Raw genomic sequence first — 11,079 nt, forward strand, 5'->3', positions numbered from 1 at the left:
TACGGCGAGATGCGCCGCGGGGTGACAGTGCTGAAGATGCGCGGATCAGCCCATGAAAAAGAGATTCGCGAGTTCAGTATAGATGAGACAGGCATGCATATCGGCAGGGCGTTTCGCAATATCTCAGGCATTTTGGCCGGAACGCCTCAGCAGGTTTCCGAGGATGAGCTCAAGAGAGTGGGCGGTCTGTTTAAGGAGTAGCATAAAATCGCTGTCGGCTTTCTGATGCGCAAGAATTTGTCGATCTGCTGGAGGGTTTGTGAAGGGGCAAGAAGTAAAAATACTGGTAATCGAGGACTGTTCAAAGGAATTCGACTGCCTGAACCAAATGTTTAAGAACATTGTCGAGTTCGACATAGATTTCAGGCGCGTCGAAGATATTCACTCTGCGATTACCGAATTGCAAAGAGACAGGTATGATCTTGTAGTAGTCGATTTCAACTGCAATCAGCTGATAGAGCCTGATGAAATCCTCAAGCTCCGCGAACTTTATCATCATCTTCCGATCGTCATTATCACTAACCAGGACCTGTTGTCTTGGATCTCGCGTGATGTACTGAATGAAGTACAGGAAAGCATTATCCGCGACAACATCTCGGCCCCGCTGGTCTCGCAGGCAATCCAGCATGCTGTCGGACGCAGGCGCATTGAACGCAGGCTCCGGCAGAGCGAACTCAGGTTCAGAAATGTAATCGAGAACATTGTTGATGCAGTCACCGTCATCGATCGGGAGGGCACCCTCAAATTCGTCAACCCGGCCGCAGAAAAGCTGTTCGATAAGCGCAAGGATCAACTGGTTGGTGCGCCCTTTGGATTTCCTTCTGTTCTTGATGACAGTATCGAAATCGAGATCTTGCGCACAAACGGCGGAGTTGTCACCGCCGAGATGAGATCGGCTCAGATCGACTGGGACGGGGAACAAGTCTGCCTGGCGTCCCTGCGCGACATCACCGACCGCAAGCAGATCGAAAAAGCACTCCGCGCCAGTGAACTGAGACTGGCGCAGATCATACAGGGAAGTTCCCTGCCCTCATTCGTGATCAATCGTGACCATGTTGTAACGCACTGGAACAAGGCCTGTGAAAACCTGACCGGCAAGATGGCTTCCGAAATCATCGGTACCCGCGACCATTGGCTGGCGTTTTATTCTGACCCCAGGCCGACCATGGCAGATTTGATTCTGGATGGTAATAACGCAATCGAAATCGCAAGACATTACGACGGCAAGGTCAAACTGTCATCTCATATCGAAGGAGCTTTCGAGCTCGAACAGAATTTTCATGATATGGGCAATCGAAGCCGGTGGATATATATCACTGCCGCGCCATTGCGGGATCGCGACGGCCGGATATCCGGAGTCATCGAGACCCTGCAGGATATCACCAGTCGCAAGAAGACCGAAGAAGCATTAAAAAGAAGCACCCGCGAGTTATCTAATACGGTCCGGCAACTCGAGAAGGCCAACCAGAAAATATTACAACAGCAAAAATCCGTACTGGAAGAAGAACGACTCAAAGTCATCCTGCATATAGTCGGAGCCACAGCGCATGAGATCAATCAACCCCTTTCGGCTCTGTTGGGTAATATTGAACTTCTGCGGGAGGACTATAAAAACCCGGAAAAGCTGCTCGAATATCTCGGCCAGATCGAAATCGCCGGTTTAAAGATCAATGAAATCCTGAAGCGTTTCCAGGTCATCCACCAGGAAGATATAACACCTTCAAAAGGCGAATCCATGACGATCTCTATAAACCAGAACCTGAGCATTCTCTCAATCGAAGATAACGATCAGGATTATAAGTGGATTCAGGATCTTGTCCGTGATGAGAATAAGATCAAGCTTGATAGAGCGCGCAACCTCAGGCAGGCTCAACTGCATCTTCAAAAGAGAAAGTACGATCTCCTGTTTTTGGATTTTACTCTGCCGGATGGCAACGGCCTTGATTTCATTACCTGGATGAATCAGGTCGGTGACACCACACCGGTAATCGTCATTACAGGTAAGGGCAATGAGATGATCGCAACCCAGATAATTCAACGCGGTGCATACGATTATCTTCCCAAGTCCACAGTCAGTAAAAACACAATACTGCGGAGTATCGTCAGCACGCTCGAGAAATCACGCATCAAAAACGAACTGCGCCAGACACAAAAGAAACTGGTTGAAATGTCGATCAAGGATGAACTGACCGGTCTTTACAACCGCCGCTACATGATGGAATCGCTGGAACGCGAACTGGCCAGGGCCAATCGATACAATACCAATCTCGTAATCTGCATGCTGGATATCGATCATTTCAAGGAAATCAATGACACCTACGGACATATCGCCGGCGATCGGATTCTTGTCGAGATGGGACAGTTGCTCAGTGAAACATTTCGTCAGAGCGATTTGGCCTGTCGTTATGGTGGCGAGGAATTCTCGCTTATTCTTCCCAATACAGACATAGATCAGGCGCTAATCTCCTGTGATCGGTTTCGCGAGCTCGTGGCAAAGCGCAGGTTTAATTTCGACAACCAGATTGTGCGCATGACCATAAGTATCGGCCTCGCCAGTTTCCTGGAATCGGAGGCGAAATCGTCTGCTGAGTTAATCGCCAGTGCCGACCAGGCTCTCTACAAAGCCAAAAATAACGGTCGCAATAAGGTGATTGCCAACCGTTCAATCGACCTGTTTCACGCTTGAGCCGGCGCTCCGGAAATCTGCTGTTTACCTGCTGTTTAAGCTTCTTTCAGAGATGACCGATATAATCAGAAAAGGAAACTTGATGTCTTCCAGAGCGATATTATATGGTAACATTGTCGACCAGACCGAGCTACGCCGGGTAACTGCCAGTCATCCCGACGCCGGCGAACTGATGGTCGTCCGGGATTCACCCGAACCGGTGGAACTCGGTCAGGACCAGGCGGTGGTTTATGTCGATCTGGATGATCCCCGTTTTTCACAGGCCGATTTCCTTCGTGCGGTCGCTTCCGATCTGGAGAAAGTCACGATCGTAGGCAAACTCGATCAGCCGGATATGGATGAAGCGATTCGAGTCTCCAAGCTCGGTGTATCGGAAATCATTTCCGCCGATGAAATCCTCACGCGCCTGAATGAATTCATAGAGCAAATCGAGAATCCCGACAGACCGGAAAAACCGTCTTCGCAGGTCAATCAATACAGCGTCAACGCCCTGATCGGAAAATCTCCGGCTGTGGCCAATATCCGCAAGACTATCATGCTCCTCTCCGATGTCGATTTTCCCAGCGCATTGATCTTGGGCGAAACCGGTACAGGAAAGGGCCTCGTCTCAAAGATTTTGCACAACACCGGCGTTCGCTCCGATCACAGCCTGGTGGAGGTAAACTGCTCTGCCATACCGGACGAGCTGTTCGAATCAGAATTGTTCGGCCATGTCAAAGGTGCTTTCACAGATGCCAAAACTGAAAAGATAGGGTTATTTGAATATGCCGAAAGCGGCACCTTGTTTTTGGACGAGGTCGGGAGCTTGACGCTTTCGGCTCAGGCCAAACTGCTTAAGATACTGGAGGATAAAAAACTGAGACGGGTCGGAAATGTCAACGAGCGAAGCATCAATGTGCGCGTGGTGGCGGCCACAAATCTCGACCTCAAGCAGGCGATCGATGAGAACATTTTTCGCGACGACCTGTATTTCCGGCTCAACCTGATGGTGATCGAGATTCCTCCCCTGCGTGAGCGACTCCAGGACCTGCCCGAACTTATAGCACATTATCTCAGGTTTTATTCTACATTATATAACATGCCCAATGTCGAAATCCACGATGACGCGCTGGAGGCGATGAACAGCTATCACTGGCCCGGAAATGTGCGAGAATTGAGCAATGTCATCGAACGGGCGGTGCTTTTGACCAAAGGCAAACAGATCAAAGCGCGCCATGTTGAAATGGCCTTTAAGAACACCCGTCTCTCCATCCAGGACCGCCAGAAAATGACCATCGATCTCCCTCCCCGCGGAATTACCCTGGAGAAAATCGAACAGGATGTGGTTTTGCATGTCCTCAATATGTTCGACTGGAATAAAACCGAGACAGCCAAATATCTCGGTATCTCCCGTCCCCGTCTGAGGAGAATCCTGGAGAAAACCGGGCTGGAACAAAACAGGCGAAAACGCTAAAATCGGAACATATCGTTCCACTTCCCAGCGAACTTTAGTCAACTTTAATTAGCACAATCAGATCACCCCTGTAACCTGAATCAGGGCGGAATGAATCGTTCCGAATCACGTTTTTTTTGGACACATCCTCAAATCGCGAGTTTCATCTTAAAACACTGCCTTTCAACAAGAAACGAATCAACACCTAATTGGCACAGCGGTTGCAAGTATATTAACACGCTGACAAAAATGCCAAAGCTGGCAATCAAACAAAGGAGCTTTTCGATGGCAGGTTTCAAGAAAAACAACGGTTCAATCAAAGCCTTCGCGCTTTTATTTTCATTCGTACTGGTTCTGGTCGGATGTTCCGAATCGCCGGTCGCTACCGGTCCGGACAACGGTCCGATCGTACTTTCCCGTTCAGCCGCTTCGGGCGTCTTCGCCAACAGCACCGGCGGCAGTATGTATATTGAGCAGATGATTTCCGCTGAAGAAGGCGGAGAACTCGAGCTGTTTGATGTGACACTGGAGATCCCGGCCGGCGCTATCGACCAGGATACCCTGTTTAGCATCTCCATTCCGGACGTAAGTGTTTTCTACAACGAGTTTGGTACGCATGGCCTGGTCTTTGATGAGCCGGTCAAAGTTGTCATGTCCTATCGTGGCGCTGATTTGAGTGGTGTCGATGAATCAACCATCCGTATCGGCTGGTATAATCCTTTCAACAGTGATTTCCAGGATGTCGAATGCACTGTCGATACAGATACAAAGACCGTCACCGGTTACCTGGATCATTTCTCAGCTTACGCGCTGATTTCTGACGAGAAGTAGAAGAGGTTGAAGTTAACTTTATCCAAAGGTATGAAAGAGATGAAGGAACTCACTAGCAGACATAACGGAAGCAACCTCTGTTCGGATTTACGCAATGGATCAGCACTTCTGGATCTGGCTCGCGGCTGGCTCAAACAGGGCAACACCGTGGTTGCGCTGGAACTTTTGCAGTCGGCTGTTTCTTCACCGGATACCGCTCGTGACAGGAATTTACGCGCGAGAATCTTGAAAGAAACCGGACGGGCTCACATGATGCAGTCCGAGTGGGACTACGCTGAGCAGTTCTACCTCGAAGCACAACAGATTTTCGTCGAGATCGAGAACTTCAAAGGCGCCGCCGAATGCGGGCGCAACCGGGCCAACATGTACTTCCAGAAAGGTGAATTCGCTGAATCTGAGGATCTCTGTGAAGATGCGTTGAGCTGGGCCTCGGAATTGAACGATCATGAACTGCGGGCAACGATTTTGAACACCCTGGCTGCAATTAAATCAGCCACCGGAGATTTAACTGAAGCGGTCAAAACATTCAAGCTCTGCCTGGCCGACTTCCAAAGCTCCGGCAACCTGATCCGACAGGGGTATGTATTACTCAATATAGGGCTGGCACAGACCGAGTTGGAGGACTTTTCCGATGCGGTCTTCAGCCTCAATCAAGCACTGAACATTGCGCTCGAGGAACGGGACCTGAACCTGGTCGAAATCTGTTACCAGAATATCGCCTCATGTTATCTGGCCCAGAATGAAACCAGGCTTGCCAAAGCGGTCATTCAAACCGCCAGGAAGATTCTGCCGGGTCTCAATTCGACGGCGCTGACTGCCGAATTAAACCTGATCGAATGCAAACTTCTCCACGCTATAGGGAACATAGAAGGGGCGGAGAAATTGCTGAAGAAAACCTATAAACTGGCAACCGATAATAACCTCTCGAGCCTGGAAGCCGATATCCTCTTCCAGCAGGGCAAACTGCTCCGCGACAAGGGCGATTTCGAGATGGCCGCAACCAAGATCGAAGCCGCCGCCGGTCAATATAAATCGCTGGGGGTCGATAAAGGTTTCAGAGAGGCTATTCAGACTTTGCAGAACATGAAAAACCGAAAACTGACTGCCTGATAAGAGGGACAAAACAGCGTCATGAGAAAATCTCACTCGAAAATAGACAGGATTCTGGCAAGCGGTAAGATGTCCACGGAGCCGGACTGGAACGGAACTCTGGATAATCTCATGACGCTGGCTGTCCAGGCCGCCAAGGAATATGATTTCGAACGCGCTATCAGCTACCTCAACACGCTGGAGGATATCCTCGACTCAAAGGGATTCAAAGACAACGAAGGCCACCTGCGCATAGATCTGCACCGGGAAAAAGGTCAGGCCTACGCCTCCCAGGGTAAATACGACGAAGCGATCGATGAATACCAGAAGATCCTTCGCTTTTGCCGCGACAATACACGCCTGGAGGTCAAATCTGAGACATTTACCCAGATCGGCCAGCTACTGGCCAAACAGGGTGATTACGACCGCGCTCTCAGCTATCTCCAGCGAGCGATCGGGGCCTATCGCCGACTTGACAACAAAGCCGGTATCTGCCGCGCATTGCGAAACCTCGGTGTAGTCTACCTGGAACTGGGTGAATTCGAGGAAGCGGAAATCAATTACAATGACGCGATCGACCTGGCCGCTGAAATCGGTGAACGAGTACTCTATTCCGACCTGATAAACAATTTGGGCGCGATCAAAAACATGAAAGGCGACTGGCGACAGGCCCTCAAGCTCTACCGGCGCTCTCTCGAAATATACCGCACAGAGAACCAGAAACGCAAACAGGCCTACACCGAAAACAACCTCGCCATAACTCTTTCAGAACAGGGATTCAACGATGAAGCCTTTGAGTATTTTCAGAAAGCTTATTCTACTGCTTCAGCTATTCAGGATGCCTCACTGAAATTGATCGTGGATATCAACCTGGCCGATCTGTATCTCAAACGGGGTGAGATCAAAGAAGCCCGCCAGCACTGCGATATGGCGGAACAGTACCTGATCGAAGCCGAACTCTACAACGGTCAGCTGGTCGAGACCAAAAAGATCGCCGGTAAAATCGCCTACAGTGAGAATCGCTATGACCTGGCTTCGGTATTCTACCATGACGCGATCGAAATCAGCAGGGAAATCGGAGTGCAGTACCTCGAGGCGGAAGTACTCCTGGAACGAGGTCTTTTGAATTACGCGATTGATTCACATGAAGATGCTTTAAACGATCTGGAATCCTCCTACCATATCTTCCGGTCCCTGAAAGCCGAGGGCAAACGCGAACATACCGAAGAACTGATCAACTCGATCGAGAAGTTGTATCTCAAGATCTTCGATGAGATGGCGGCCGAAGTTGACCGCAAGGACCGCTATACCAAGGGTCATTCAGACCGTGTGGCGGCTTTCTCACTGCTATTGTCCAAGGAACTCGGACTGGCTACGGGTATGCTCAAGACGATCGTCGCGGCCGCGCTTCTGCACGATGTCGGCAAAGTCAAAATCGACGATACCATCCTGAAAAAGAAAGGCCGACTGGACCGCAATGAATTTGCCGAGATCAAAAAGCACCCGGAGCTCGGTGTCGAGTTTCTCCGTGGAAAGGAATTCCCCTGGGATATTAAACCGCTGATTCTGCATCACCACGAAAAATTAGACGGCACCGGTTATCCGCTCGGCTTAAAAGGCGAGGATATACCACTCGGGGCGCGGATTATTTGTATCGCCGACGTTTTCGACGCTCTCACATCCGACAGGGTCTACCGCAAGGCCTTCGACACCGAGAAAGCCCTCCAGATAATGGAAGATGATTCCAATATGATGTTCGATCCGGTCATCCTGAACTGCTTTATGCGCATGATCCGCCAGGGTAAAGCCGACCTGGTAATTAACAGCAAGACCTCCAAAGACGAGATGTACAGTATCTGGGCGCAGTGTACGCTCGAAGACGACGGCCAGGAGATTTCAGAGATCCCTGAAAACACAGGCAGGCAGTTCGATCAGGTAAATACTACGATCCCATAATCAAGAATCGATTAGTTCAAGAAACTTGTCAGACACAAAATAGAAAAGCGGAAGGCTCAAAAAAACCTTCCGCTTTCGTTTTATCGATCTTTATTGTAATTATCCAACCCAGCGAAGCGGGATAAATGCGCCGTCATCGAGCACCTGGAAAGTAAAGGTTTCAGTCAAAAACAGCTTCACTTTTTTGGAATCATGCGAGAGATATCCGATTGAAAGATCCGCCCCGAGAGTCAGGCGCAGATCGCCACCACGCAATGAGACCAGAAAGTTCTGGTCCAGAAGCGGATTCAGGATCAACTTGCCACCGATCATCTTGTCGGTATGGTCACGGAGCGCAAACTGACGGGGCTGGCTGTGGATGAACTTCCACAGGCTGGGGCCTGCCACGAGCGCGTAAGGACCGTTTACAGCCGAGCCCGAAAGGGTAGTCATAGCTACCGACACCTGCTCCAGCACCTGGGCCGGATCAGGCTTGAGCTCAAGCACGCTATGAGCGCTGTTGTCGATCATGCCGGCGATACCCGCGGTTTCCAAACCCTGATAAATCGCTTTCTCCTCGAAAAGGGCGATCTTCTGGGCCGCTTTTTCCAGGGCTTCGAGATCGACATCTTCGGCACCGCGTATAACATTATCGAGTTCCCAGACATCCAGCTCGAACTCGACACGCGGTTCGACCAGTGGCTGAACTGTATGAACACCGTAACCGAGACCATCGGATTTGCCCTCGGGAAGTTTCAGTCTGCCTTTTGAAACAGCCGCGAAATCCCAGCCCTTAGGGCCTTCGATATCGATAAATTTGCGGGCTGAAAGCAGGGATGTAAGTGAATCCTTGGCTTGATCTTCTATCTCTTCCCAGGCGGCATCGGAAATAGGCGCCAGAGCTTTTTTCAAAATATCCATTATCTTAACTCCTTTACTCAGTCTGTTTGATTTCGCAATTAATCTTTGAGACCACCGATACCGAGACCGGACGAGCCCTCAGAAGATTCTTTTGACTCCCCCTCTTCACCCTCTTCCACTTCACTTAAATCACCTTCGGTGAAAAGGTAGGTTTTGAGTTCGTCATCCCAGCCATCCATATTCCGCCTCAACCATTCGACCAGCATAACGGAATGTTCAATTTCTTCATCGCGGTTGTGGGCGAGAATCTTTTTTAGCTGTTCATCCGAAGCAACAGCCACCCTCTGATTGTACCAGTTGACGGCCTCGACCTCTTCTTTGAGACTTTCCAATGCACGCGCTATATCACGTGTTTTTGCCGGAAGCTCGTCGGTGGGTTCATGGTAATAAGACATTGATTTGGCTCCCTGTTTAGCGTTTGATTAATTCCATTGCTTCTGTTTCGGTCTTATATCTATATATGTCAAAATCAACCTGAAAGTTCACTTTAAAATCGAATACCTCAATATAAGCAAGAATCAGAATTCATACAAGTGTCATGCCGCTTTGATTGTGACAAGAAAGCCCCTCAAGCCTATCGGTGCCTGGTGAAGAAACTACCGAAGTTTTCGAAGCAGTTTTCGAAAGTCGGCCAAATCACCGATGACGACATCATTCAAATCCGTCAGAAGCGGACGGTATGATTCTGCCGCGTGGCCTCCCAGTACCATGAAAGTCCCGTCCGGCAAAAGCTTGCGAATCTTCTTGATCTCCGCCACCAGAGGAGGATTATCAGCTGGATAAATAAGGCTGAGGGCGACCGCCCGTGAGTTTTTCCTGTGAGCGGCCGCGGCAATCTCCTCGGCAGGCAGATCGGGGCCTAAATAGGTCACCCGCCAGCCGTCGGAAGAACCGATCATGGCCGCCACCAGGGCACCATTTTCATGAACATGACTGGTCGGGGTTGTAACCAAAAGGTGAGGCGCACCACTGAGATCCGAATTCAGGCTGATCAGGTTGCCTATGAAAGTGCGGATAATGGCAGAAGCCATATGCTCCTGCGAAGTACGCATCTCACCACTCTCCCACATATCGCCGATCCTCTGCAATAAAGCTACAATGACTTTTTCGACCACGTTGACCTCGCCCAGATCAACCATCGCCTTCTCAAGCAGCTCTTCCAAACCGGCATCGTCGTAATCCAGAATCGCCCTGATAGCGCGTTCGACATAGGCCGATTCATGACCAGAGATATTTCCCGTTTTTTCTCCACCAGAAGGTTTTGCACCACCGGCATCCTCGATTAATTTTTCCAACTGCTCGATCGAATTATTAGCGATTTCACCGATTCGAAAACCGAGCGAAGTGGCATCACGCAGCAAATTGAGCTTTTTGATATCCTGCTCTGAGTATATCCTGCGATTACCGGATGTTCTCTTTGGTACCAGCGCCTGGTACCGCTTTTCCCAGGCCCGGATTATATGGGCCGTCAGACCGGTCATCCGAGCCGCTACCTTGATCGGGTAGCCGTTGTTGTTTTCCATGGTGTCAGTATACATCATTGTTTAAATCCTGTCAATAAGTTGTCTAAAATTTTTAACAGAAAACTGTTGCGATTGTTTCCCTAATCTGGAAATTTATTACTACTATGCCACTTTTTCAACACCTTTACATTTAATATATAAGCGAGTTAAACAATTCAGAACCAACCCGCCCGAAGGCAACTTTAAAATTTATTAAAAAATTAGACAATACATGGAACACTATTAGACATTTCTCTGTTACGTGAGTCAGAAGTTGAACAAACGATTAACAAACTAAACAATTCCACGGAGGAAAAATGAAAAAACTAACCTCAACTCTGACAACTTTCGTTTTCGCTTTAGCGATTATCTTGACTGCAAACTCCGGCCTGACCGCCGATTGCGGAGCTTCGCATGCCAAGACCGCTTCAACCGCCAAAATGGCCAATGCCAAGATGGATATCGTTGAAACCGCTCTTTCTGCAGAGAATTTCTCAACCCTGGTGACCGCTGTCAAGGCTGCCGGCCTGGTGGAAGCTCTCAAGGGTGAGGGTCCCTTCACTGTTTTCGCTCCTACCGATGAAGCTTTTGCCAAGCTTCCTAAAGGCGCGATCGAGGCTCTTTTGAATGATAAAGAGAAATTGGCTGCCGTGCTGACTTACCATGTTGTGCCTGGAAAAGTA

General features: G+C 49.5%; 9 protein-coding genes. 6 read left to right on the forward strand and 3 right to left on the reverse strand.

All coding sequences use genetic code 11. From position 1 onward, the window contains the following. Positions 1-259 precede the first annotated feature (259 nt). The 5 genes from GF404_06410 to GF404_06430 all read left to right on the forward strand — a co-directional run bounded on the left by GF404_06410 (position 260) and on the right by GF404_06430 (position 7,994). Positions 260-2,686, forward strand: coding sequence for a diguanylate cyclase (locus GF404_06410; protein MBD3381811.1), 2,427 nt, complete (start codon positions 260-262; stop codon positions 2,684-2,686). Continuing rightward, positions 2,652-4,139 (forward strand): AAA family ATPase, encoded by a 1,488-nt coding sequence (locus tag GF404_06415; GenBank protein MBD3381812.1) that lies wholly within the window; start codon positions 2,652-2,654, stop codon positions 4,137-4,139. Before GF404_06410 ends, GF404_06415 begins: the two co-directional genes overlap by 35 nt. Positions 4,140-4,403: 264 nt before the next feature. Then, on the forward strand, positions 4,404-4,949 hold the full coding sequence (locus GF404_06420; GenBank protein MBD3381813.1) for a hypothetical protein: 546 nt from the start codon (positions 4,404-4,406) through the stop codon (positions 4,947-4,949). Between the two features lie 6 nt (positions 4,950-4,955). Beyond that, complete coding sequence (locus GF404_06425) at positions 4,956-6,059, forward strand: tetratricopeptide repeat protein (GenBank protein ID MBD3381814.1); 1,104 nt, start codon at positions 4,956-4,958, stop codon at positions 6,057-6,059. Positions 6,060-6,080: 21 nt separating this feature from the next. Further along, complete coding sequence (locus tag GF404_06430; protein ID MBD3381815.1) at positions 6,081-7,994, forward strand: tetratricopeptide repeat protein; 1,914 nt, start codon at positions 6,081-6,083, stop codon at positions 7,992-7,994. Positions 7,995-8,093: 99 nt separating this feature from the next. Here the strand turns inward: GF404_06430 and GF404_06435 are convergent, their stop codons facing one another. The 3 genes from GF404_06435 to GF404_06445 form a co-directional block, all read right to left on the reverse strand. After that, complete coding sequence (locus tag GF404_06435) at positions 8,094-8,894, reverse strand: bacteriocin (protein ID MBD3381816.1); 801 nt, start codon at positions 8,892-8,894, stop codon at positions 8,094-8,096. Between the two features lie 38 nt (positions 8,895-8,932). Continuing rightward, the gene (locus GF404_06440) at positions 8,933-9,289 is read right to left on the reverse strand and encodes a hypothetical protein (protein ID MBD3381817.1); all 357 of its coding nucleotides are present in this window, start codon (positions 9,287-9,289) and stop codon (positions 8,933-8,935) included. Between the two features lie 201 nt (positions 9,290-9,490). Further along, positions 9,491-10,435, reverse strand: coding sequence for a MerR family transcriptional regulator (locus GF404_06445; GenBank protein ID MBD3381818.1), 945 nt, complete (start codon positions 10,433-10,435; stop codon positions 9,491-9,493). 278 nt (positions 10,436-10,713) lie between these two features. Here GF404_06445 and GF404_06450 point away from each other — a divergent pair. Further along, positions 10,714-11,079, forward strand: a 366-nt coding sequence (locus GF404_06450; protein MBD3381819.1) for a hypothetical protein, incomplete at its 3' end; no start/stop codon positions are given.

The sequence above is a fragment of the Candidatus Zixiibacteriota bacterium genome, assembly GCA_014728145.1.
In the GTDB taxonomy this organism is placed as follows: domain Bacteria; phylum Zixibacteria; class MSB-5A5; order JAABVY01; family JAABVY01; genus WJMC01.